The sequence below is a fragment of the Streptomyces sp. NBC_01788 genome (genome assembly GCF_035917575.1).
GTDB lineage: Bacteria > Actinomycetota > Actinomycetes > Streptomycetales > Streptomycetaceae > Streptomyces.
Map to the genome: position 1 here is coordinate 1215755 of NZ_CP109090.1, position 22635 is coordinate 1238389.

Here is a 22635-nt window from a genome sequence, read left to right on the forward strand (position 1 = left end):
TCGGCACGGCGGCGTGTCCGGACGCCGACACTGAAGCCGTCACCGATGTTGCCGGGGCAGGAACCTCCGCCTGCCCTTCGCCTGCCTTGCCGGTGCATGCGGTCAGGGCAAGAGCGGTCAAGGCCAGAGCGGTCAGGGGAAGGGCGCCGGTTCGGCGGCGAGAATTGAGCATGGCAAGGTCCCATCGGATCAGATGCAGTCGGGATACATGAGCTCTACGCCCTGGCCCGCCTCTGGGTTGCACCTCGATGCCGTGAATGCGGCGGCGGCCTCACTCGGCGGGCCAGTCGGCCTCCCGCAAGGACTCCACCCGGCCCTCGCTGTTGTAGTCGATCGCGAACATCCACCGCGGCCCGGCAGCCAGTCGGCTCACCAACTGGTCCAACTGCATATCCGCAGGGGACCCGCCGGAGAGCCGCCGTGCTTCCACCAGCGTCCATTGCGGCAGGGTCAGCGTGTGCACCACACCCGTGGGCACCGCGGTCCCCCTGACGGTACGGAGCTGCTCGACGGTGACCCGCACCATGTCGCCCTGCGCCACCGCGCCGTACACGTAGCCCAGTTCACTGGCGTACTCCTCGCCGTGTGCGGGCGACGGCGGCACGAAGCCTGAAACGGTCGGCGCCGGCGCGATCGCGGCCGGCTCCGGCACCCGGGCGGCTCGGAACAGCGACAGACCGCCCACCACCACAGCGGCGGCCAGCAGCGCGCCGCCGAACGCCACAGCCGCCCGTCGGCGGCGCATACGCTGCTCACCACGGGCCCGCACCCGGTGCGCGGCAAGCGGCATCACCTGCTGCCGGCCCGACTCGGCGAGCCCGGCCAGGTTTCGCTCCAGACACCGCTCCAGTTCCGTCCTGTCAGCCATGCCTCACCTCCGGCAGCCGGGTCGTCCGCAGCTCTAGGTCCGTATCGGCCAGCAGACGTGCCAGCGCCGCCCGTCCGCGGCTCAGGTGCGCCTTGACCGTGCCGACGGGGCAACCGGTCTCGGCAGCCACCTGCTCCACCGGCAGATCACACAGATGATGCAGCACCACGGCCCGCCGCTGCGCCTCGGGGATCCGCCGCAGTGCCTGGACCAGCAGCACGTGGTGTGGTTCCGGCGGCGGTACGGCGGCGGGCGGACCCTGCCGCCGGGCGAAGGCCAGCGCGGTGCGCGCCCGCCGCCACCGACTGACCGCCAGCCGCCAGGCCACCGTGCGCACCCACGCTTCGGGGGCACCGTTCAGGTCCAACTCGGCCCAGCGTTCCCAGGCCCGGGCGAAGGCCTCCTGCACCACGTCCTGAGACTCAGCCAGGTCACCTGTCATCGCGTACAACTGGCCGACGAGCCGGCCGACGCTCGCGGTGTAGAAGGCGTCAAAATCACGCTCGTCCACACCGCGCCCCGGCACATTCTGTGGTGGTGGTCGCATACCCCTTCTCACGCTGAACGGTGGCTGCGCGGCTCCAATGGAGTTTCCCCGTGATCCTGGACGACGGCCAGACAGACAACTCGACGCACGACCCTGCCTGATCCACCCCAGCCGGTACAGCCATCCAGCATCGCCAGTTCCCTCAATCGCGCGACTGGGGTGGACCCCTCGCCAGCAGCCGGACCCTGGTTACGGACCCGGGATCTGACTCGGGCGCCGTCCGGCGGGGTGAGTGTGGGCATGGCACAGACACTGGCAGGGTGAGGCCGAGTCCCTTGTCCCCCTCTCTCGGTCACGGTGTTGTGGTCACCGGGGGCGTATCGGCTCCATGTCCCGCCAGTCTCCTTGAGAAGCCGGGTGGTGGTCTTGTCGTGATAGCCAAGAGCGTCCGCGACGACGGGCGCAGGCAACTTGAGGAGTTGCTGCCGGATGGCGCTGCGGGCGGGTGCGGCCGGGACCCGATCTCGCTCAGGAGCGCGGACAGGTGGTCCGGGCGGAACGGCTACCCCGTCCGACGGCTGCGGACGAGCCGACCGGATGCCGGGTTGGTGGCATTGTTCATGTTGTCGCGGTTCGCGATGTGTTCCAGCAGCAGGGCGGAGACAGACTCGGGAACAGGCGAGGCCGGTTCCCCGAGCCGTAGCAGCGCGGTGTCGCCGCCGCGGATCACATCGTCCAGGCCCAGGGCCATGCGGTAGGCGAGGAAACGGAAGTTGTACTGCTGGCAGCCGATCCGCATGCCCCGTTCGGAGGGCTTGGCCGCCGAGTTGTTGTCGGTGCCGAACAACGGGCGGACCTCAGGTGAACCACTCGTCCGTGTGCGGAGGTTGACCGACCAGGAGGGGCCAACGGCTGCAGCACATCGTGCGCCCGGGGCAGACCAGTTGGGTTCGGTTCCAGCGCGCGATGATGCTGCTGGCCTCGGGCGGCGGGAACCGGGTGCCGGTGGTCGCCCAGCTGGTGCAGGCCGACGAGGACACCGTCCGGGACTAGATCCACCGGTTCAACGAGATCGTACTCGTCCGATCGCGCATGTAGCCGAAGAGATGGGGATTTCCCGGGCAACGGCGTCGAAGTGGGTGAAGCGGCACCAGCCGTACACCGACTCGTCGACACCGATCTCGCACCATGGCAGGCTCGCCACGAACGCCGGGCTCAGGAAGCGTTATCGACCTCGGCGACGTTGTCGCCCCTGGCCGCTTCGTCCCGTCCCATGCCAAGGAAGCGCCGGATGGCTTCGACCGGCATGTCGAGTCCCTCGGACGCGGACTCTTCGTCGCCGAAGACCTGCACTGCCTCAGTAACCGCCACGGCCAGTTCGACCTCTGCTTTGCGGACCTTGGCCTCGGCCTTGTCCACGGTGTCGACCACCGCCAGCTGACGGCGCTGCCTCTCCTGAAGTCTCTGCTTACGGGAAGGGTTTTTGTCAAGGTTCTGCACAGTCATGACCAAGATCATAAACAGTCGGGGGCACGTCCATGAAATCGGCAACTCACCTGCGTCAGCGGGGCGTTCACGGCGCGCTGACTCAGCACAGGCGCTCCGTGAAGCCGTCCCTCAGCAGAGGTGCGGTGTCGGGGCATTGTCACGCTGACGGCGGATGCCTGTCGATGAGGCTTCAAAGCGTGCTGGTGGGGTGGTTTGGGTCCCTGTTCAGGCCGGTGTGGGCAGGGCGCGATCAGGCGTTTCGCCAGTACGCCGCTCGCGTGGGTCAGTGGCATCGCCTGGCCGTCGAACACGGCGTGATCGACGACAACGATGAGTTCCTGATCAACGTCGCCGAGCACGGCTGCCGGTCCCACTGGTGCGGTCACTGGACGCGAGTACGCCTTGCCGAGCAGTGGGACCTGGCCAGGGTGCTCGGCCGGCGCCGGGGGCGGCCTGAGTTCGTCGCCATGTCGCTGAACGGCGAGAGCGTGCTGGGCGCGACCAGTGAGGAGTACGAGGTCTGGCTGATCGCCGTCGACCGCTTCCACGCGTGGGTCGAGTCCTGGGCCCAGGACCGCGCCCAGGAGACCCCGCAGGAGCGCGAGTCCGGGTGGCATGCCGTACTGCGTTGGAAGACCGCGCCACAGCGCCTCCGGTCGGCGTGGCGAGACGGGCTGGCCGGCAACCCGGCCGCACCCGCCTCGGTACTGCTGCGACTGCTCGACGTCGCAGAGGGCGAACGGCTACGCGGCGCCGGCTGGCTGATCACCCGTGAACTGCCTGACGAAGTCGTCGAGGCGTGGATCTCCCATCCCGAGCCACGCGTCCGCAAGCAGCCGGCAGAGCGCTGGACACTCACGGCCGAGCAGCGCGAACGGCTCTTCGTTGAACCTGAACCCGGGTTGCGATGGATCTTCGCCACCTGTGCGGTGGACGGAAGGTCGCCCCTGACCGAGGCCACGTTCGCGCAACTCGTCGCCGATTCCAGCGCGAAGGTGAGAGCCGAGGTCGCACTCCATCGCGACCTGCCCGCCCGGCACCTGGTGACGCTCGCGGCTGATCCGGAACCCGCCATGCGCCGCGCCGCCTGCCGGCGAGCCTGGCCGTGCCTCGAACCGGACACCCACACGTCGCTGATGGCTGAGCGGACCTGGTCGACAGGTTCAGCCGTGACCCCGACCGCGGTGTGCGCCGGCGGGCCCGTCGCGATCCGCGCCTCACGCCGGCCTCGGTGATCCGTCTCCTCGACGACCCCGACTGGGCCATCAGAGAAGCGGCAGCGCGCGACCCGCGCCTGACCACGCGCGTGCTGACCAACCTGCTCCACGACGCCACCACCGCCATGTCCGCAGCCGCCAACCCGGCCGTCCCGGAGCACGTTATGCACCACCTCCTGGACCGGCAGCCATCAGTCACGACCTGATCAGCCGGGGGTCGCCCAGCAGGCGCGAAGGCGACGTGCGTGCCTCGACGCGGTCCCTCCGCAGCTTCCACCGTCCCCGACGCGACGGGCGTGCCCGCCAGTGCGGTTCCGCCACGCGATAGAAACCAGTGGCCGGCATGGACTGGGATTGGCAGGATGCCCGGCAATGGCCTCCCACTCGTACTCCTTCAACAGTCCTCCGACCGATCCCATCGCCACTGCCCGCGACGCCTTGAACGGCCTGGCCGTCGGCGACGCCTTCGGAGCCCAGTTCTTCGTCCCCGACCACCTCCCCGCTCTGCGTGACCAGCAACTGCCTGAAGCGCCCTGGCCGTGGACCGACGACACGGAGATGGCCTGCTCCATCCACCGACTCGTCATGCGACGAGGCGAGGTGAACCAAGATGAACTCGCCCGTTCCTTCGCCGAACGGCACGACTTCGACCGCGGCTACGGTCCCGCGATGAACCGCCTGTTGCGCCTGGTCCGCCAGGGCGGCAACTGGCGCGAACTCGCGGCCGGACTGTTCGACGGGCAGGGCTCCTGGGGCAACGGGGCAGCGATGCGCGTCGCCCCTCTCGGCGCCCGCTACCCAGGCGACCCGGAACGCGCGGCCCGGCAGGCCGCCATGTCCGCCGAGGTGACCCACACCCACCCCGAGGCCGTCGCCGGGGCCGTCGCGGTCGCCGTCGCCGCCAGCCGCGCCGCGTACCGCCGCGCCGAACCCGTGACCGGCACGGACCTGCTCGCCACCGTTTTGGACGTCGTCCCTCCCAGCCGGGTACGCGACGGCATCGTCGAGGCCCGTACGCTCCTGGACCAGCCTCACGTCGAACTCGCTGCCCATCTTCTCGGCAACGGACGCCAGGTCAGCGCCGTCGACACGGTCCCCTTCACCCTCTGGTGCGCCGCCCGGAACCTGACCGATTACGCGACTGCCCTGTGGGCCACTGCCTCGGCCGGTGGAGACGTCGACACCACCTGCGCGATCGTCGGCGGCATCGTCGCCTCCCGCGTCGGCACCGAAGGCATCCCCGCCCCCTGGCGCCACCGCACAGAGACCCTGCCCGATTGGCTACAGGGACGCCAGTCCTGAAACACCGCACCGCCACGGTGGCCGACAGCCACCCCTGCCCCTCCTGCGGCCACCTCGTCCCCGACGAACCCCAGGCACCTCGGGCTCGAAGTCACGTTCCATGAACACTCAGCAGCCACCCGTCGCGACGGCGACCCCCGTGCCCCACCGGCCGGAGACGGGGGGATGGCGCGCCGTGTCCAGTGCCGTCGCCCCGTTGGGTGGCCGCTCGCCCCAGCCCTCGTACCAGGACCCGTCGTGCTCAACGTCGAGCAGGGCCTCGGCGGCGCGCTCGACGACGCGTGGCCTTCGCCACAATTTGCCCATTTCGGGACGGATGAATGCGCATATGTAGTTGTAAAGCTAGTTGCACTCCTCGGACAACCAGCTCCAGGGATTCAAAGAACAGTGACATGGGAGAAGCGCTTGATCACCGCACGTAAACGACGCACCGGACAGGTCGCCACGGCCGGCGTACTCGGCGGCGTGCTCGCACTAACGGCCCTCGGCGGTACCAGTAACGCTGCCACCAGCGGCAACGCCGCCGGGGATCACCCGAAATCGCAGACGCGGGAGGGTCAGGCGGTCGCCCAGGATACTTCCGAAGCCCGAGTGAAGATCACGCCCGCACAAGGTGCCCACCGTGTCGGGATCAGCGACCCCGTCAAGGTCACCGTCAGCGATGGCAAGCTCACCAAGGTCACCATGACCTCCGTCGCGACCGGCGCCGAGATTCCGGGCACCCTGTCCGCGGACGGCACGTCCTGGACGCCGAACGGCAGGCTGGAGCGGGCCACCAAGTATCAGGTCGCCGCAGATGCCGAGGACGCCAAGGGGCGCTCCACCACCGGAAACGCCACCATCACCACGGTCTCCCCGGCCAACGGCTTCATCGGGCATCTCTCCCCCGAGGACGGCTCGACCGTCGGCGTGGGCATGCCGGTGACAGTCAACTTCGACAAGGCGATCAGCAACAAGGCCGCCGTACAGTCGAAGATCCAGGTCAGCTCCAGCAGCGGCCAGCAAGTCGTCGGTCACTGGTTCAACAACGACCGTCTGGACTTCCGCCCCAGGAACTACTGGAAGCCCGGCTCCACCGTCACCGTCAAGCTCAACCACCACGGCGTCCAGAAGACGATCACATTCAAGATCGGCCGGAGCCAGATCAGCACCGTGGACGCCAGGACGAAGCAGATGACCGTCGTACGGGACGGCAAGACGATCAGGACCATCCCGATCTCGTCCGGCAGCCCCGATCACCCGACGTACAACGGTCAGATGGTCATCTCAGAGAAGTTCAAGCAGATCCGCATGAACGGTGCGACCGTCGGCCTCACGAAGAAGGACGGCAAGCCGGCGTACGACATCGCGGACGTACCGCACGCCATGCGCCTGTCGGCCTCGGGCACGTTCATCCACGGCAACTACTGGGGTGCCGACTCGATCTTCGGCAAGGTCAACACCAGTCACGGCTGCGTGGGCCTGAAGGACGTCAAGGGCGGCAACGACGGCGAGCAGCCCGCCGCGTGGTTCTTCGACAACTCGATGATCGGTGACGTCGTGATCGTCAAGCACTCCGATGACACGAGCGTGCTGGCCCCGGACAACGGTCTCAGCGACTGGAACATGCCGTGGAGCCAGTGGGTCGCGGGCAGCACGACCAACTGACGCCACCTCGACCACACCTCGACCTCTCGGTCTCAGCCGCCGCGCCGCACCCGGGCCGCCTTCCGGGCCTCCGCGAGCTTGCGGGCCTCGCTGCTCTTGCGGGACGGCCTGCCGCCGGAACCGCCCTTCGCGTCCTTGGTGCTGCCCAGGCCGCGGAACGGGGCGTTCTGGTTCTTGGTGCCCGGTACGGCCGGCCCGCCGTCGAGAGGCTTTCCGGAGGGGGCCTTGGCGCCGGTGATCCGGCTCAGCTCCGCCTCGCCGGACCGCACTTTGGTGACCTTGGGCGCGACGTCGGCGTCCACCATGACCTGGTTCGTCTCGCGGCGCTGTCCTGACAGGACGAGTGTCACGACGGTGCCGGAGCGGCCGGCCCGGGCCGTGCGGCCCGCGCGGTGCAGATAGTCCTTCGGGTCGGTGGCCGGGTCGACGTTGACCACGAGGTCGAGTTCGTCGACGTGCAGGCCGCGTGCGGCGACGTTCGTCGCCACCAGCGCGGTGACCTGCCCGTTCTTGAACTGGGCCAGGGTCCGGGTGCGCTGCGGCTGGGACTTCCCGCTGTGCAGGGCGGCGGCGGCCACGCCGTTGGCCCGCAGATGCCTCGTGATCTGGTCGACGCCGTGCTTGGTGTCCAGGAACAGCAGGACGCGGCCGTCCCGGGCGGCGATCTCCGTGGTCACGGCGTACCGGTCCGGGCCGTGCACGATGAAGACGTGGTGCTCGATCGCGGAGACCGCGCTGGACGAAGGGTCCACGGAGTGGACGGCGGGGTCCCGCAGGTAGCGCTGCACCAACTGGTCGACGTCGCGGTCGAGGGTGGCGGAGAACAACATCCGCTGCCCGTCGGGACGCACCTGGTCCAGGATCTCGGTGACCTGCGGCAGGAACCCCATGTCACACATCTGGTCGGCCTCGTCCAGGACCGCGATACGCACCCGTCCCAGTCGGCAGCCCTTGCGCTCGATGAGGTCGTGCAGCCGACCGGGCGTGGCGACGACGACCTCGGCGCCGTCCCGCAGCTCGGCCGCCTGCCGTCCGATGGACACTCCGCCCACCACGGTCGCGAGCCGCAGCCGCAGCGCCTCGGCGTACGGGGTGAGCTCCTCACCGACCTGCTGCGCCAGCTCCCTGGTGGGCACCAGTACGAGCGCCAGCGGCTCTTTCGGCTGCGCGCGCTGCCCGGCCGTCCGGGCGAGCATGCCCAGGCCGAAGGCGAGCGTCTTGCCGGACCCTGTGCGGCCCCGGCCCAGGACGTCCCGTCCCGCGAGCGCGTTCGGCAGCGCCGCCGCCTGGATGGGGAAGGGCACAGTCACACCGTGCTCATCGAGCGCCCGCAGAATCTCGGCCGGCAACCCCAGCTGCGCGAAGGACGCCGCCGTGGGCACTCCCGAAGTGGCGCCCTCCGCCTCGGACACATCGTCCTGCTGCCGGACATCGGCACGTGCTGATTCGCTCACAGAGAGCCTTCCTCCGAAGGGACCGTACCGAGGAAGGCGCGGCAGGGACGCGGCCACCAGCCGGAGACACCGAACGGAGCACCGGCACAGCGACACTGCAAACGCGCAACGTTAGCACGTCGAACGCCGCCCGCGTCTCCCGTGGTCGCGCCGCCCAGCCGAGGAACGACAGCCGGACCTGCCTGTGCGGACGGAGTGACGGCCGTCTGCGAGACGCTTCAGCGCTCCTTCACAGCGCGCAGCAGCGTGACGGCGAGCCAGGGTCCTCCGTACCAGTAGCCCGGCCCCAGTGGGCGCAGAGTGCTGCCCCGGCCGAGGTGTGCGGCGTACTTCCGGGCCGCGAACCAGAAGTCGGCAATGAGTAGTTGCCCGCCCGGGCGCAGCACCCGCATGGCCTCGTCCAGCGCGCGGCGCTGGCCTTCGGACGACGAAATGTTGTGGATCGCCAGCGCGCTGGTCACCACGTCGAAGGAGTCGTCCGCGAAGGGAAGCGCGGTCATGTCGGCCGTGTGCACGTCCACCCGGTCCGCCACTCCGGCCGCGGCGGCGTTCGCGAGGGTGGTCTCGGGACGGTTGCCGCTCTGGTCCGTTCCGGACCAAAGATCCACGCCGACGGCGCGTCCGTCAGGCAGCCGCCCGGCCGCCGCGATCAGCACCGTGCCACGACCGCAGCCGAGGTCCAGCAGGAGCTCGTTGCCCTTCAGGCCGGCGCCGTCCAATTCGCGCTCCCAGATGCCCACCTTGCCGCGCAGCGTGGTGTGCAGATAGACGCCGGTGCCGACGAGCAGCACCGCACCCGCGGTCGCCGTGCCGGACCGTCCTCGCCGCCACCGCCCGGAGGCCAGGCAGCAGGCCGTCCCCGCAGCGCCGAGCAACGCGGGGAAGGACGGGGCGTCCACGCCGTACCGGGGCCGCGGAGGCCGGACCAGTCTGTCGTCGTTCGCGTTCCTGAACATGCTGCTCGCCGTGGTTTTCATGGCCGCAATGTCACTGGCACGGGCGTCCCATGTCTTGAAGAAATGTTCCCCTTCGCGGTCGTCGACGGCGTCCGGTGCCGCAACTCCCTGGATACTGGTGCCGCGTCACGCCTTGGTGAGGTGCGCGGGGGCGGCCCACGCCGTTCCGTCGACGGCGAGCCAGGGCGCAGCGGCGACGGCCGTGGGCGTCACCCCGGCGAAGGCCCTGACATCCCGATGGAGGTGCGACTGGTCTGCGTAGCCGGCCTCCGCGGCCACCTGCGCGGCGCTGCACCCCGTGGCGAGACGGTGGGCGGCATCGTCGAAACGGACGAGTTGCGCGGCGCGCTTCGGGTTGAGGCCGATCTGGGACCGGAATCGGGACCACAACCGCTTACGGCTCCATCCGGCCTCGGCTGCCAGCCGCTCGACCCGAACCGCTCCTCGGTACGCGACGAGCTGCCCCCAGGCGAACGCGACCTCCGGGTCGACCCGTGGCCCCGCCTCGACCCGTCGGGCCAGCGTGGCCTCGGCGATCGCGAACCGCTCCGGCCACGACCCCGCGAGACGCAACCGCTCCTGGGTGCGCTCGGCCTCACGACCCCACAGGTCGCGCAGCGGGACGACCGTGCCGTCCAACTCCGCGGAACCGCCCAGTGCGGCATGGGCCACCAGCGGCGACAGCCGCAGTTGCATGCACTCGATCCCGCGGCCGCGGCCGTGCACGCCGCTGGGAGCGAGCCCGACGACGACGCTCCCCTCGTGCCGCCCGCCGCCGTCTTCGACGGCGAGCGGACCGCCGCCCAGGTCGACCGCCACCGTGACGGCCGGGTAGGGCACCACGCTCAGATCGACGGGGTCTGCGGTACGGGCGCGGAAGCCGGCCATGCTGACTCCTGGCAGCAGAACGGGCCGCGACGGGGTGGCGATGTCCCACACCGCCGCAGCGCCGGGAGCCGACTCAGCGGACCGCATAGGGCCAGAGTACGCACGGGCTTCGCGACATTCGTCCAAGACCCTGCCCGTGGCCGCGACGACACTGCCGATCCAGGCCAGTGCCCCGGACCCGAAAGGACCGCTGGAGATGACCTCTCCGATCGACCCCTTCACCACGGCCGTCGAACTCGCCGCGGCCATCCGCCGCAAGGAGGTGAGTCCGGTCGAGGTGGCCGACTGCTACCTGCGCCGGATGGACGAGCTCGACCCCCGGCTGAACGCCTTCTGCCACCGGGCCGACGACGATGTCCGCAAAGCCGCGGCCGATGCGGCGGACGTGGTGGCACGGGCCGCCTCGCCCGACGATCTCCCGCCGTTCCACGGCGTCCCACTGCCGGTCAAGGACCTCCTCGATGTGGCAGGTTGGCCCACCACGTACGGCTCCGCCGGTGCCGACCGGACCCCGGCCGCGGCGTCGGACCCGGTCGTGCGGCGGTTCGTGGACGCGGGGTTCGTGCTGCTCGGCAAGACCACCACCTCCGAGTTCGGGGCGCTGCCCTTCACCGAGAGTGAGGCCCTGGGCATCTCGCGCAACCCGTGGGACCCGGACCGCACGCCGGGCGGCTCGTCCAGCGGTGCGGGCGCCGCCGTCGCTGCCGGGATGGCGCCCATCGCGCACGCCGAGGACGGCGGCGGTTCGATACGCATCCCGGCCTCGTGCAACGGCCTCGTCGGCCTGAAACCCACCCGCGGTCTGGTCGCCCGTGCGACCGTCGCCGGGGAGGGCCTTGCCACCAGCGGCGTGATCACCCGCTCGGTCGCGGACACCGCGGCCGCCCTCGACGTGCTCGTGCGCCACGATCCGGCCGCATGGTGGTCGCCCCCCACCCCGCGCGAGTCCTTCGCCGCCGCGACGACGGCGGACGCGCGGGCCGGACTGCGCATCGGGGTGCTCACCGACTCCCCCGTCGCGGGCATCGACGTGGACCCGGCCTGCACGGCGGCCGTGGACCTCACGCTGCGCACACTCGAATCGGCCGGCCACCACATCGTCGACGCCCGCCTTCCGCTGCCCTCGACGGACGAGTTCGTCGGGGCGTTCACGACGCTGTGGAACGTCGGCGGCGCGGGGATCCCGCTCCCGGATCCGCACCGTATCGAGCCCCACAACCGCGCCCTGCGTGACGCGGCACGATCGACCGACTCCTGGGCCTACGCGGAAGCGGTGACGAAGACTCAGCAGTTGTCGCGGCGCGTCGTCGAAGGCTTCATCGCCGGCTTCGACCTCCTGATCACGCCCACGATGGCGTGCCTCCCGCCACCGATCGGCGCCTGGCGGGCGGGCACGGAAGACGATCCGCCGGCGGCCCTGCGGAACAGCTACCCGATGGGAGTGTTCACCTCGCTGTTCAACGTGACCGGCCAACCGGCGATCTCCCTGCCCGTCCACCACGACCTCGCCACCGGACTCCCCGTCGGCGTCCAGATCGTCGCCGCACCATGGCGCGAGGACCTCCTGCTCCAGGTGGGCCATCTGCTCGAACAGGCACTCCTGTGGAACGATCGCCACCCGCCCCTCAGCTGACCGGATGAGACCGCAGCCGCCCCTTGCCGTGCGGCAGGGCGGGCGGCAGGTCTTGAGGTGGTCCTGCGCGAGCAGCTCTGTCCCATCGCCGGCACGAGCCGGGCCTGCGGCTGTACTGTGTCCGCGGTCGCAGGTCAGGCACCTGATACGCCGTCACCGACCATGGAGAGTGGATCGACAACGGCGTCGAACGTTTTTTCGTCGACGTGGCCGCTTGCCAGGGCGGCCTCTTTCAGGGCCTGGTTGTTGGCGAGCGCGGACTCGGCGATGTGCGCAGCGTTCTGGTAGCCGATGACGGGGCTCAGCGCAGTGACCAGCATGAGGCTCTCGTTCACGTATTGCGCGATTTTCGCTCGGTTCAGCTCGGTGCCATCGACGGAGAACATCCGGAACTTCTCCATCCCGTCGGCAAGGATGCGCGCGGAGTGCAGGAAGTTGTTGATGATCAACGGGCGCATCGCGTTCAGTTCGAAATTGCCCTGGCTTCCGGCGAACGCCACCGCGGAGTCGTTGCCGAGCACCTGGATCGCGATCATGACGACGGCTTCGCACTGGGTCGGGTTGACTTTGCCGGGCATGATCGAGGAGCCCGGTTCGTTCTGGGGAAGCAGTAGCTCGGCGAAGCCTGTGCGGGGGCCCGATGCCAGCCATCGCATGTCGTTGGCGATCTTCATCACGGCAACGGCCAGCCCACGCAGTGCTCCGTGTGCCCGCACCATGGGGTCCAGTGACCCCTGTGCCATGAACTTGTTCTCGGCGGTGACGAACGGCTTGCCGGTCAGTTCGGCGATCCGCGCCGCGACGTCACGACTGAAGTTCTTCGGCGCGTTCAGGCCTGTTCCGACGGCGGTACCACCCAGGGCCAGCTCGAGCAGCCCCTTGCGGCTGTGCTCGACCTCATCGATGCAGGCGCGCACTTGGGCGCCGTAGCCCGACCACTCCTGTCCCACGGTCAGCGGCACGGCGTCTTCGAGGTGCGTGCGGCCGATCTTCACGACCGTGTTCCACTCCCTGGCCTTCGCCTCGAGGACCGCGGCAAGGTCTCGAGCCTGAGGGAGGAGATGGTCATCGATTTCCTGCACCGCGGCGATGTGCATCGCGGACGGGAAGCTGTCGTTGCTGGACTGCCCCATGTTGACGTCGTCGTTCGGGCCCACCGGCTTCTGGCTCCCGAGCGTGCCACCGAGCAACTGCGACGCACGGTTGGAGATGACTTCGTTGACGTTCATGTTGCTCTGGGTGCCCGAGCCCGTCTGCCAGACGAAGAGGGGAAAGTGCTCGTCGAGCTCCCCCTCGATGACTTCCTCCGCGGCCCGCACGATGGCCTGTTTCTTCCAGTCGGGCAACCGGTCGGCGGCGGCGTTCACAAGCGCTGCCGCCTTCTTCACATAGCCGTAGGCGTGGTAGACCTCCTTGGGCATCCGGTCGCCACCGATGGAGAAGTGGATCAGCGACCGTTGTGTCTGCGCTCCCCAGTAGCGGTCTGCCGGCACCTCGACCGTGCCCATGCTGTCGAACTCTTCGCGCTGTCCGTCGGCCTGGATCCCGATCGGCACTTCCCGCATCTCGGGGACCGGCTGGTCGCCGCCCCGGCTCACTTCGCGTGCTCCGCATCGCTCATGGGATAGACCGGCTGCCACATCGCGTCCTGCACCGCTTGAACGAGGTTTTCGTGCGTCTTCGTCGCGACACCGTCCCGTGCCGCGGCGCGGGCGACGGAGACGGCGACTGTGGCCGAGGACGCCCTCAGATTCGCGACCGGCGGCAGGAGCGAGGCCCCCGGCCGGGACACATCGACCTGGCCGGCCACGGCTTCGGCAGCGGCGAGCAGCATGCCGTCGGTCACGTGCCGGGCACCCGAAACGATCGTGCCGAGGCCGAGTCCGGGGTAGAGGAGCGCGTTGTTGGCCTGCCCGATCTCGTATGAGACGCCGTTGTACTCCACCGGTCCGACCGGAATGCCGACCGCCATCAGCGCTCTGCCCTCCGACCAGATCATCGCGTCGGAAGGCATGACCTCGATGCGACTCGTCGGATTGGACAGCGGCAGGAGGATCGGGCGGTCCACTCCCCCGGCCAGCGCGCGCACGACGTCCTCGGTGAAGGCGTTGTGGACGGTCGACGTGCCGATGAGGATGGTGGGCTTGACATGCTTGATGGTGGTCAACAGGTCGATCTCACCGTCCGCCCACGCGCTCACCTCGGACTTCGGCCTTGCGTACGCCTGCTGATAGTCAGGCAGATCGGCCATGTCGTCGGTCACGAGGCCGTGGACGTCGATGAGCCAGATGTTGCTCTTGGCCTGTGCGGGTGTGGCACCGTCACGCACCATCGCCGCGTGGATCTGGTCGGCCATGCCGGTACCGGCGGTTCCCGCGCCGAAGACCACCAGTCGCTGCTCGGTCCAGCGCTTCCCGGTGACCTTCAGGGCAGAGAACACCGACGCCATGACGATCGCCCCGGTGCCCTGCATGTCGTCATTGAAGATCCGGTATTTGTCCGCGTTCTCCACCAGGATCCGCCGGGCGTTCGACGGCCCGAAGTCCTCGAAGTGCAGCAGCGCGTTCGGGAACAACTCGGACACGGTCCGGAGATAGAGGGCGATGAAGTCGTCGTACCGCTCACCCGTCACCCGCGCATGCCGATTGCCCAGGTAGGGCGGGCTGTTGAGCAACTGCTCGTTGTCTGTCCCGACATCGAGGTTCACCGCGATGACCCGGTTCGGATCGATTCCGGCTGCGGCCGTGTAAACAGCGAGCTTTCCGATGGAAATGTCCGTCCCGTTGACGCCCCAGTCCCCGATTCCCAAAATCTCCTGAGCATCCGAGACAACGATCAGATCGACGTCGTCCGCACCAAGGGCGAGCGACTCGAATGAGGCTTTCACGTCCTCGGGACGGTCGATCGACAGGTACACCGCGCGTGAGTCGCGGTAGTCCACGGACCATTGCTGGATCGCGTCGCCCACGGTCGGGTCGTACACAACAGGCAGCAGCTCGTCGAGGTGGTCGGCCAGCAGTTTGAAGTACAGAATCTGGTTCCGGTCGTGAATCTCATTGAGGTAGATGTACTTTTGCAGATCGGACGATTTCTGCATGAGCTGTCCGTAGGCCCGGTCGGCCTGGTCATCGAGGGTCTCGACGGCCGCCGGCAGCCGCCCGGTGATCCCGAGCCTGGCCCGCTCCTCCAGTGTGTAAGCGGTGCCGCGGTTTCGGTAACGATCCTGCAGGACAGTGACGTTTTCTCAGCGGTGATCACTTCCAGATTCTGTTGAGGGTGAGGGCGGCGCGAGCGATGTCGCCAATCCGGCTGGGGCTGATGGTGATGTGTTGCAGGGTGCGCCAGCGCTGCTTGAGTTCGGCTGCGGCGCGTTCGCCGAGAGCTCGCATGCCTCTGATCAGGCTGTTGGTGGTTCGCGTGTCGGTGTGCAGAGCCCGTTCTGACTGGCCTTTCGGGCGGCGGACCGGGACGCGGATGCCGATGCCGGCGCCGATGTAGCCCTTGTCGGCCAGGGTGGGCAGCCCGTCGGCCGCCGCCTTGTAGAGGGCGGGCAGGGCGTGGATGCGGGCGGCGGTGACGTCGGGGGTGGAGCCGGGCTCGACGTCGGAGACCCACAGTGGGGTGCCGTCCGGAGCGGCCAGGAACTGCACGTTGCCGCCGAACGCCTTGTGCTTCTGGCTGAACCACAGGTCGTTGCCGTTGTCCCGGACGCCGGCGAGGCGGTCTGATGCGATCAGCGTGCCGTCGAGGATCACGTGGGTCATGCCCTCGCGTTGGCAGCGGTCCAGGACCTCGTGCAGGTCGGGGGCCTGGGCGGCGAGGACGTCGATGCCTTCGTGCAGGTAACGGTAGCCGGTGGCCTGGGAGATGCCGGCGTCGCGGGCCAGGCAGTGGACGCATCCGCGTTCGCGGAACCAGCGCAGCACCAGCACGGCTTGGCGGAACGGGCCGAGCGCGCGGCTGCCGCGCGGGGTGCCGATTCGGCGGCGGTGGGCAGCGAGCAGACGCGAGAGGTGGTCCACGACGTGGCGCGGGACATCGAGCGTGGCAACATAGGTGACCAACGTGAAGCCTCTGGTGGTTACGGACATGATCTTGTGGTGAGACCTGTCCTACCAGGGGCTTTACGTCTGTCCGCGGCCGGGCCCAACTCGTCCGGCCTGCTCACGCATCGAGTGGTTCATGCCGCTTCGCGTAGATCATTTCGCTGAGAAAACGTCAGTAGGTTTGACAGGCATGGATGCTCCCTCAAGGGGATCAGGTCGAGACGAGAGTCTCGGGCTGCATCTCGTAGGAGTGCTGAATGGCCTGATGCCGCGTCCCGAGACCATCCGTGACCTTGCGCTCCCAGGGGACCTGCTGGAGGTGCTTGGTCTCTTCGATCATCGACGCGGGCTCCAGATTACGAAAACGGTCGACCTCGCCGGCAGCGACAGCGGTCAACGTCGCATAGACCGCTTCAGGATCGAACTGCGCTCGGGGGAAGGCGAGCCTGGAGTAGTCGAAGAGCCGCTGCGAGGGGTCGTCCTCCCAGCTCTCCCAGGTCTGGAACATGCGGTCGTTGAAGCCGGTCAGGAACGGTCCCGGGTTGACCGTGGCGACTTCGACGTTGTGCTCCTGCAACTCGTAGGCCATGGTTTCGGCGATCGCCTCGACCGCGTGCTTGGAAGCGGAGTAGATGCCGGTGAACGGGTTGACGTTCAGGCCCTCTCGAGACGAGACCCAGACGATTCTTCCGGCGCCGCGCTCGACCATCTGCTTGGCGATCCCCTGAGTGAGGAGCAGCGGGCCGGTGACGTTGACCTCGAACTGGTGCCGGATGTTCGATGCGGGAATGTCGACCGTGGAGCCGCCTTCTCCGACTCCTGCGTTGTTCACCAGGATCTCCACACCCCAGTTGAGAGCCTTGCGACGATCGCCGTCGTTGGTGACATCAAGCTTCTCGACCTGCAGGCTCAACCCTCGCTCAGCCGCTTGCCGCTTCATCGTCTGTACCTGGGCATAGATCTCAACCGCGGCAATCACGTCGAAGCCCTTTTCGGCCAAGCGCATGGCGGCTTCATGACCGAAGCCGGTACCTGCTCCGGTGATGAGCACCTTCTTCAGCTCACGATTCGCCATGTGGATCTTCCCTTCGATCCCTTCTTTCCAACCATCAAATCGAACCCGGAGCGCCAGATTCATTTCACGGGTAGTCGGCCGAGGCACGCCACAGAAAGCCGCCTTTGTGGAAATAAGTTCCCTTCGCGGCAGCAGACTGGCCGCTGAAGTCGAGCCACCTGGAGACTGCGCTCCGCTCTCGATGCCACGGTGCCACACACTCCGCCGACCCGCGATCCGACCACGACCTGGCCGGACTCGCATTCCAGCCCGGAAAATCGATACACGAGGCGGGCGCCGCTTGCCGATTCCGAATCACGCAGCACGGCGTCGGATGCGCGACAAGCAGAGACACGCGAAGATGTTGATCCGCGGCATACGGCGGAACGGTGACCATCGCGACTTCCGTGTCGGAGGCCCCCTCCCGGTTCGCGTCGCCGACCTCACACGGCAATCGCGGCGATGGCCGACGCCTTCCGCACGATCCTCACCGTTCTCAGTCTCCGAACAGGCCACACGCACCTTGCACGCCGAGGAAGTGGAAGCACATGACCGTCTCCGGAATCCTGACATCGGGCAAGGGCAGACTGGCCCTTGGCGTCGCGGTCCTCTCCGCCCTGACCGTGATGCCGACCGGCTCCGCACACGATCTCGGCGGGGCCCCGACGGGCCAGAAGCCAACCGTGGTGCTGGTACACGGAGCATTCGCCGACGGGTCCAGCTGGAACGCAGTGGCGCAGCGCCTGCAGCAGAACGGCTACCAGGTCATCGCCCCACCCAACACGCTGCGCGGCATACCCCAGGACTCGACCTACCTGAACAGCCTCCTGAAGACCGTCAAGGGGCCAATCGTCCTCGTCGGACACTCCTACGCCGGCGAAGTGATCTCACAGGCGGCCGCCGGCATCGACAACGTCAAGGCACTCGTGTACGTCAACGCGATCATGCCGGACAAGGGAGAGTCCTTCGCCGGCCTCTCCGGCAAGTTCCCGGCAGCCCCGATCAGCAAGGCCTTCAAGCAGGTCCCGTTCCGCAACGGCGACGGCACCACGGGCACAGACGTGTACATCCAGCCCGCCCAACTCCACGCCACCTTCGCCCAGGGCCTCTCCCAGCAGCAGGCGTCCGTCATGGCCTCGACACAGCGCCCGATCGCACTGTCGGCCTTCACGGACAAGCTCACCGAAGCGGCCTGGCGTGACAAGCCCGTCTACGTGCTCATCGGGAAACAGGACCGGGCCATCAACCCCAGCCTCGAGCGGTACGAGGCCAAGCGCGCACACGCACGCAAGACGGTGGAGATCGATTCCTCACACGTGTCCCTGATCTCCCACCCCCAAGCTGTCACCGATCTCATCCTCAGCGCGGCCCGCGGCGCCGGCCACCAGTAGACGCACAGGCACGACCTCGCACAGCCGCGGGTTGCGGTTGCAGCCACGGCTCCGAAACAACGGGACGTCACTCCAATACCGCGCCGAAGTCCCCCGTTTGGATGCCATGGCCTGGCCCGTTCGGTCTACCGCGTGAACGCTGAGGTGCCGTAGGCCCCTATCGAGAGCGAGGTCAACATGAGAGTGCCCGCGATACGCGGCTCACTGCTCCGGAGCAGAGCGCTGCACGTGGCGACGGCAGGGTGCGCGGTCACCGCCCTGTCCGCGCTGACCACAGTCCCGATGGCAGCGAACGGCGGTGCGAACGCCGACAAGCCGACCGTCGTCCTGATCCACGGCGCCTTCGCGGACAGCTCCAGCTGGAACGGGGTGATCGAGCGGCTGCAGCGCCGCGGTTACACCGTGATGGCTCCGGCCAACCCGCTGCGCGGCCTGTACAGCGATTCCGCGTACATCGCCTCCTTCCTGAAGACGATCAAAGGCCCGATCGTCCTGGCCGGTCACTCCTACGGCGGTGCCGTCATCAGTACGGCCGCAGCGGGAAACCCCCAGGTGAAATCCCTGATCTACATCAACGCGCTGATGCCCGACGTCGGTGAGAGCGGCATGTCGCTGTCCGCCCGCTTCCCCAGCGCCCTGGGCACCGCCACGATCTCCGTGCCGTATCGAAAGGCCGGCGCCAGCGGCACCGACCTGTACCTCAAGCGGGACAAGGTCCACTCGGTCTTCGCCAACTGCCTGCCGGAGAGCCAGGCGAACCTGCTGGGTGTCACCCAGCGCCCTGCGGCCACGACCGCGTTCTCCGAGACCGCCAAGGTGGCGGCCTGGAAGGAGATTCCGTCCTGGGCCCTGGTGGGACGGCAGGACATGACCGTCAGCCCCCAGCAGGAGCGCTTCGAGGCCAAACGGGCCCACTCCCACACGCAGGAGATCGACTCCTGCCACGTGTCCCTCATCGCCCGCCCTGACGCCGTAGCAGACCTGATCCTCCAGGGCGCCACCGCGGCTGCGGGCGGCTCCTGACATCGACGCAGCCGCCGAGCAGCCCGCCGCCGACGGCTTCCCCATCACCGACGAGCTGCTCGCCCGGTTCTCCCCGTGCTCCACGATGACGGCCTCCTGGCGCTCGTATCGCCGGTCCGGCTCGTCCGCGGCTTTCGGCCCGGCGGGCGAACTCGCGCTGCAGCCGCGGCCGGGTACTCCGGTCCTGAGCCCGGTGTCGGGGTCGACGTAAGTCTTGCGTCCGTCGCGTCGGCCGTCGTCTCTGCGCGGCCGGTAGATCAGCCTTGAGCAGTGGCCGGGTTCGTAGCAGGTCAGTGCGGTGATGGAGCTTCGTCTGCGGAAACGACCGCGGACCCGCGCCACCGGGGTCCGGCCTCAAGTTGCAGCAGCTCCTCCGCGCTCAGCGTAAGCTCCACGGCCCTGGCGGAGTCTGTGATGGAGGCCGGGCGGCTGGCTCCCGGTACCGGGATCACTGCCGGGGAGCGGGCAAGCAGCCAGGCCAGGGCGATCTGCTGTGGGCTCACGCCGCGCTCGGCGGCGATGCGGTGGAAGGCGGTGCCGATGGAGGTGGGGCCGGAGGGACCGTCGAGGGAGCTGCGCGAGACGCCGCCGAGTGGGCTCCAGGGCAGGAAGGCCAGCCCCATCCGGGTGCTCAGCTGCAGCTCGGGCTCGCTGTCGCGGACGGCGGGCGAGTACTGGTTTTGTACGGAGGCGAGTCCGTCGCCGAGGATCTGATGTGCCTGGCGGATCTGGGCGGTGGTGACGTTGGAGATTCCCGCGGCGCGGATCGTGCCGGCGTCGAGCAGCTCGCGCAGCGCGCCGACGGATTCCGCCCAGGGCACGGCCGGGTCCGGCTTGTGCAGTTGGTACAGGCCGATGGCGTCGACGCCAAGGCGCTTGGCGGAGGCTTCGGCGGCTTGCTTGAGGTGGTCGGGGGTGGCGGTGACGGTCCAGCTGCCGTCGCCGGGGCGGCCGCGGCCGCCCTTGGTGGCCACCAGGATGCCGGAGGTGTCGCCGCCGTAGCGGGCCAGGGCGCGGGCGATCAGCAGTTCGTTGTGGCCCTCCTCGCCTGCGTGCCAGTGGTAGCTGTCGGCGGTGTCGATGAGCGTGACGCCGGCGTCGAGGGCGGCGTGGATGGTGGCGATGGCCCGCGTCTCGTCCGGGCGGTGCTCGATGGACAGCGGCATGGCGCCGAGGCCGACGGCGCTGACGGCGGTGTGGGCGATGGTGCGGTACTGCATGGTGGCTTGAGGTCCTTAGGCAGTGGGTGACGGCTCGGTGGCGAGGGCTTCGGCGACGGCACCGGGCAGCCAGTCGGTGGTGTGGGAGAAGGAGAAGCCCAGCTCCTTCGCGCGGGCGTTGCTCATGGCGTAGTGGCGGTCCAAGGAGAACGGCGAAGCGTCCTCGCCCGCCGGGACGGTCCGGTAGACGGCCTCCCGTCCTACCTGCGTGGCGATGATCGCGGCGAGGTCGTGTACATCGAGCGGGCCGTCGGAGCAGGCGTTGACCGGGCCGGTGAAGTCGGCGGTGGTCGCCCACAGCAGCAGGTCCGCCAGCTCCTCGTAGTGGATGAAGACCGTGGGCAGCGTCTTCGCGTGCACAGTGATCTCTTCGCCCTTGGTGATGCGCCCGATGTAGTACGCCAGCCTGCCGGTGAACTCCTGCGCGCCGCCGCCGAGCACATGGGCGCTGCGCACACTGGCGAACTCAAAGCTTCCGGCGCGAGCGAAGATGGCCTCCGCCTGGCGCTTGCCCTCGGCGTAGTGCGCCTCCAGGTACGCGTCGTCGTGCCAGGGAAGGTCCATGGCCACCAGCCAGGCGGCCGGGTCCACGATCTCCTCCGGCACCGGCGTGCCGGGAGGCACGGTCGGCAGCGCGGCGTTCGCGGGGTCGTAGACCTCGATCGTGGAGGTCATGACGTAGCGCCGGGTACGGCCGGCGAAGGCGCGGGCGGCGATGGCGGCCTGCACCGGGGTGTAGCAGACCTGGTCCACCACGACGTCGAAGGTGCGGGAGTCGAGCGCGGCCGTCAGGGCGGCCTCATCGTTTCGGTCGACAACGAGGTGCTCCACGCCGCCGGGCGGCGAGGTGGAGCCGCGATTGATCACAGTGACCTGGTGGCCGGCGGCCTGCAGGCGCTTCACCACGAGCTTTCCGAAGTACCGGCTTCCGCCGATGACGCCGATCTTCTGCATGCCCCCATCCTGGAGACCTATCGTCATCAGCAGAAGTACCGACCTACTGGATATGCATTAAGGAAAACTGTTGATTGATGTGCAGCGACTCCGCGTCCTGCGGGTGGTGGCGGAACACGGCAGCTTCAACCAGGCGGCCGCGGCTCTCCGCCTCACCCCCTCGGCCGTCTCGCAGCACGTGGCTGCCCTGGAGCGCAGCCTCGGCACCCAGGTCGTCGCCCGCAGCACCCGCGGCGTCACCCTCACACAGGCCGGCCACATCATGGTCGGCGCCGCCGAAGCCGTCGCCGCAGAGCTCGAACACGCACAGCAACAGGTCGCTCGGCTCAGCACCGGCCGCACCCAACTCTCCGTCGCCACCTTCACCAGCGGCGGCAGACTGCTGCTGCCCGCCGCTCTCACCCGGCTCACGGCAGTCCATCCCCGCACCGTGCTCCACATCAGGGAGGGCGAACCCGAGGACACCTTGCCGCTCGTCCGCCAGGGCGCCGTAGACCTCGCCCTGGCCTACCACTTCGACGGCCCACTACCCGTTGGACCGGGCCCCAGCTCCAGACTGGAGTGGACGCCGCTCCTGGAAGACCCCCTGCACGTCGTCCTGCCGCGAGTGCACCGACTCGCCGACCGCGACGCCCTCGACCTCGCCGAGCTGGCAGCCGAACCCTGGGTGCTCGGCTGCCTGAAGACCGAGGCCTACCTGCGCCGCTACGCCGAGCGCGCGGGCTTCGATCCGGAAGTACGCGGGACCACGACCGACTACTTCTTCGCCCGCTCACTGGTCGCTGCAGGTATGGGAATCTCCCTGATCCCCTCTATTGCGCTCGCCCCGGAAATCCCTGGCCTATGCACCGTCCCAATCAAGTCGCCGGGGCCGATCCGGCACATCGGCGTCGCCACAATCAGCCGCGGCGACCGGCCCCACGTCACGACGTTCATCCACGCCCTTCGCGAGCAGGCGCTGCAGCACATCGGGCATTGATCCGCCACGGGGTCCCCGCCCAAACGCC

21 protein-coding genes and 2 pseudogenes are annotated in these 22635 nt (G+C 68.7%); 9 read left to right on the forward strand and 14 right to left on the reverse strand.

All coding sequences use genetic code 11. The features are described 5' to 3' along the window. Positions 1-271 precede the first annotated feature (271 nt). The 3 genes from OIE49_RS05730 to OIE49_RS05740 form a co-directional block, all read right to left on the reverse strand. A complete protein-coding gene (locus OIE49_RS05730; RefSeq protein WP_326801368.1) occupies positions 272-868 on the reverse strand; it encodes a hypothetical protein in 597 nt (198 codons plus the stop codon). Further along, positions 861-1415 (reverse strand): SigE family RNA polymerase sigma factor, encoded by a 555-nt coding sequence (locus tag OIE49_RS05735; protein WP_100567404.1) that lies wholly within the window; start codon positions 1413-1415, stop codon positions 861-863. The genes OIE49_RS05730 and OIE49_RS05735 overlap by 8 nt, the downstream gene beginning before the upstream one ends. A 502-nt stretch (positions 1416-1917) precedes the next feature. Continuing rightward, positions 1918-2202, reverse strand: a complete 285-nt coding sequence (locus OIE49_RS05740) for a hypothetical protein (protein ID WP_326806441.1) — start codon at positions 2200-2202, stop codon at positions 1918-1920. Here OIE49_RS05740 and OIE49_RS05745 point away from each other — a divergent pair. Then, positions 2192-2405 (forward strand): annotated as a pseudogene (locus tag OIE49_RS05745) (hypothetical protein); the annotation flags it as partial. The gene OIE49_RS05740 and the pseudogene OIE49_RS05745 overlap by 11 nt on opposite strands. A 165-nt stretch (positions 2406-2570) precedes the next feature. Here OIE49_RS05745 and OIE49_RS05755 read toward each other — a convergent pair. After that, the gene (locus OIE49_RS05755; protein WP_326801369.1) at positions 2571-2861 is read right to left on the reverse strand and encodes a hypothetical protein; all 291 of its coding nucleotides are present in this window, start codon (positions 2859-2861) and stop codon (positions 2571-2573) included. A 260-nt stretch (positions 2862-3121) separates the two neighbouring features. Here OIE49_RS05755 and OIE49_RS05760 point away from each other — a divergent pair, with 260 nt between their 5' ends. From OIE49_RS05760 to OIE49_RS05775, 4 genes are all read left to right on the forward strand, one after another. Further along, complete coding sequence (locus OIE49_RS05760) at positions 3122-4078, forward strand: hypothetical protein (RefSeq protein WP_326801370.1); 957 nt, start codon at positions 3122-3124, stop codon at positions 4076-4078. Beyond that, complete coding sequence (locus OIE49_RS05765; protein ID WP_326801371.1) at positions 4075-4266, forward strand: hypothetical protein; 192 nt, start codon at positions 4075-4077, stop codon at positions 4264-4266. The genes OIE49_RS05760 and OIE49_RS05765 overlap by 4 nt, the downstream gene beginning before the upstream one ends. 166 nt (positions 4267-4432) lie before the next feature. Further along, positions 4433-5362 (forward strand): ADP-ribosylglycohydrolase family protein, encoded by a 930-nt coding sequence (locus OIE49_RS05770; protein WP_326801372.1) that lies wholly within the window; start codon positions 4433-4435, stop codon positions 5360-5362. 405 nt (positions 5363-5767) lie between these two features. Then, the gene (locus OIE49_RS05775) at positions 5768-7009 is read left to right on the forward strand and encodes a L,D-transpeptidase (protein ID WP_442812343.1); all 1242 of its coding nucleotides are present in this window, start codon (positions 5768-5770) and stop codon (positions 7007-7009) included. A gap of 32 nt (positions 7010-7041) precedes the next feature. On the opposite strand, the gene OIE49_RS05780 is transcribed toward OIE49_RS05775, so the two are convergent. From OIE49_RS05780 to OIE49_RS05790, 3 genes are all read right to left on the reverse strand, one after another. Beyond that, positions 7042-8463, reverse strand: coding sequence for a DEAD/DEAH box helicase (locus OIE49_RS05780; RefSeq protein ID WP_442812213.1), 1422 nt, complete (start codon positions 8461-8463; stop codon positions 7042-7044). Positions 8464-8681: 218 nt separating this feature from the next. Continuing rightward, positions 8682-9440, reverse strand: a complete 759-nt coding sequence (locus tag OIE49_RS05785; RefSeq protein ID WP_326801373.1) for a class I SAM-dependent methyltransferase — start codon at positions 9438-9440, stop codon at positions 8682-8684. 105 nt (positions 9441-9545) lie between these two features. Further along, the gene (locus OIE49_RS05790; protein WP_326801374.1) at positions 9546-10394 is read right to left on the reverse strand and encodes a helix-turn-helix domain-containing protein; all 849 of its coding nucleotides are present in this window, start codon (positions 10392-10394) and stop codon (positions 9546-9548) included. 109 nt (positions 10395-10503) lie between these two features. Here OIE49_RS05790 and OIE49_RS05795 point away from each other — a divergent pair, with 109 nt between their 5' ends. Then, complete coding sequence (locus OIE49_RS05795) at positions 10504-11940, forward strand: amidase (RefSeq protein WP_326801375.1); 1437 nt, start codon at positions 10504-10506, stop codon at positions 11938-11940. A gap of 134 nt (positions 11941-12074) precedes the next feature. Here the strand turns inward: OIE49_RS05795 and fumC are convergent, their stop codons facing one another. From fumC to OIE49_RS05815, 4 genes are all read right to left on the reverse strand, one after another. After that, complete coding sequence (gene fumC, locus OIE49_RS05800; protein ID WP_401787550.1) at positions 12075-13505, reverse strand: class II fumarate hydratase; 1431 nt, start codon at positions 13503-13505, stop codon at positions 12075-12077. A 29-nt stretch (positions 13506-13534) separates the two neighbouring features. Beyond that, positions 13535-15169, reverse strand: a complete 1635-nt coding sequence (locus tag OIE49_RS05805; protein ID WP_326806151.1) for an NAD-dependent malic enzyme — start codon at positions 15167-15169, stop codon at positions 13535-13537. A 25-nt stretch (positions 15170-15194) separates the two neighbouring features. Further along, positions 15195-16004: a transposase family protein gene (locus OIE49_RS05810; RefSeq protein WP_326806152.1), complete on the reverse strand. Its 810-nt coding sequence runs from the start codon at positions 16002-16004 to the stop codon at positions 15195-15197. 193 nt (positions 16005-16197) lie between these two features. Then, positions 16198-17061, reverse strand: coding sequence for an SDR family oxidoreductase (locus tag OIE49_RS05815; protein WP_100567394.1), 864 nt, complete (start codon positions 17059-17061; stop codon positions 16198-16200). Positions 17062-17588: 527 nt separating this feature from the next. On the opposite strand from OIE49_RS05815, the gene OIE49_RS05820 reads away from it, so the two are divergent. Together OIE49_RS05820 and OIE49_RS05825 are read left to right on the forward strand one after the other, a co-directional pair. Next, complete coding sequence (locus OIE49_RS05820; RefSeq protein ID WP_326801377.1) at positions 17589-18431, forward strand: alpha/beta fold hydrolase; 843 nt, start codon at positions 17589-17591, stop codon at positions 18429-18431. Positions 18432-18659: 228 nt separating this feature from the next. Further along, positions 18660-19454, forward strand: a complete 795-nt coding sequence (locus tag OIE49_RS05825) for an alpha/beta fold hydrolase (protein WP_326801378.1) — start codon at positions 18660-18662, stop codon at positions 19452-19454. A 207-nt stretch (positions 19455-19661) separates the two neighbouring features. Here OIE49_RS05825 and OIE49_RS05830 read toward each other — a convergent pair. From OIE49_RS05830 to OIE49_RS05840, 3 genes and pseudogenes are all read right to left on the reverse strand, one after another. After that, a pseudogene (locus tag OIE49_RS05830) lies at positions 19662-19808 on the reverse strand (IS630 family transposase); the annotation flags it as partial. Beyond that, a complete protein-coding gene (locus OIE49_RS05835; protein ID WP_326801379.1) occupies positions 19745-20674 on the reverse strand; it encodes an aldo/keto reductase in 930 nt (309 codons plus the stop codon). The pseudogene OIE49_RS05830 and the gene OIE49_RS05835, both read right to left, overlap by 64 nt. 15 nt (positions 20675-20689) lie before the next feature. Further along, complete coding sequence (locus OIE49_RS05840; RefSeq protein ID WP_326801380.1) at positions 20690-21628, reverse strand: NAD-dependent epimerase/dehydratase family protein; 939 nt, start codon at positions 21626-21628, stop codon at positions 20690-20692. A 70-nt stretch (positions 21629-21698) separates the two neighbouring features. On the opposite strand from OIE49_RS05840, the gene OIE49_RS05845 reads away from it, so the two are divergent. Beyond that, positions 21699-22607 carry a LysR family transcriptional regulator gene (locus OIE49_RS05845; protein ID WP_326801381.1) on the forward strand — a complete coding sequence of 303 codons (909 nt, stop codon included), beginning with the start codon at positions 21699-21701 and terminating at the stop codon, positions 22605-22607. The last annotated feature ends 28 nt before the right edge of the window (positions 22608-22635 follow it).

What these genes read in the sequence shown, in the direction of transcription:
- OIE49_RS05820 (WP_326801377.1), top strand. Translation starts at nt 17,589, where the DNA reads ATGACCGTCTCCGGAATCCTGACATCGGGCAAGGGCAGACTGGCCCTT.
- fumC (WP_401787550.1), bottom strand. Translation starts at nt 13,505, where the DNA reads ATGCGGGAAGTGCCGATCGGGATCCAGGCCGACGGACAGCGCGAAGAG.
- OIE49_RS05790 (WP_326801374.1), bottom strand. Translation starts at nt 10,394, where the DNA reads ATGCGGTCCGCTGAGTCGGCTCCCGGCGCTGCGGCGGTGTGGGACATC.
- OIE49_RS05815 (WP_100567394.1), bottom strand. Translation starts at nt 17,061, where the DNA reads ATGGCGAATCGTGAGCTGAAGAAGGTGCTCATCACCGGAGCAGGTACC.
- OIE49_RS05785 (WP_326801373.1), bottom strand. Translation starts at nt 9,440, where the DNA reads ATGAAAACCACGGCGAGCAGCATGTTCAGGAACGCGAACGACGACAGA.
- OIE49_RS05730 (WP_326801368.1), bottom strand. Translation starts at nt 868, where the DNA reads ATGGCTGACAGGACGGAACTGGAGCGGTGTCTGGAGCGAAACCTGGCC.
- OIE49_RS05835 (WP_326801379.1), bottom strand. Translation starts at nt 20,674, where the DNA reads ATGCAGTACCGCACCATCGCCCACACCGCCGTCAGCGCCGTCGGCCTC.
- OIE49_RS05755 (WP_326801369.1), bottom strand. Translation starts at nt 2,861, where the DNA reads ATGACTGTGCAGAACCTTGACAAAAACCCTTCCCGTAAGCAGAGACTT.
- OIE49_RS05795 (WP_326801375.1), top strand. Translation starts at nt 10,504, where the DNA reads ATGACCTCTCCGATCGACCCCTTCACCACGGCCGTCGAACTCGCCGCG.
- OIE49_RS05735 (WP_100567404.1), bottom strand. Translation starts at nt 1,415, where the DNA reads ATGCGACCACCACCACAGAATGTGCCGGGGCGCGGTGTGGACGAGCGT.
- OIE49_RS05840 (WP_326801380.1), bottom strand. Translation starts at nt 21,628, where the DNA reads ATGCAGAAGATCGGCGTCATCGGCGGAAGCCGGTACTTCGGAAAGCTC.
- OIE49_RS05770 (WP_326801372.1), top strand. Translation starts at nt 4,433, where the DNA reads ATGGCCTCCCACTCGTACTCCTTCAACAGTCCTCCGACCGATCCCATC.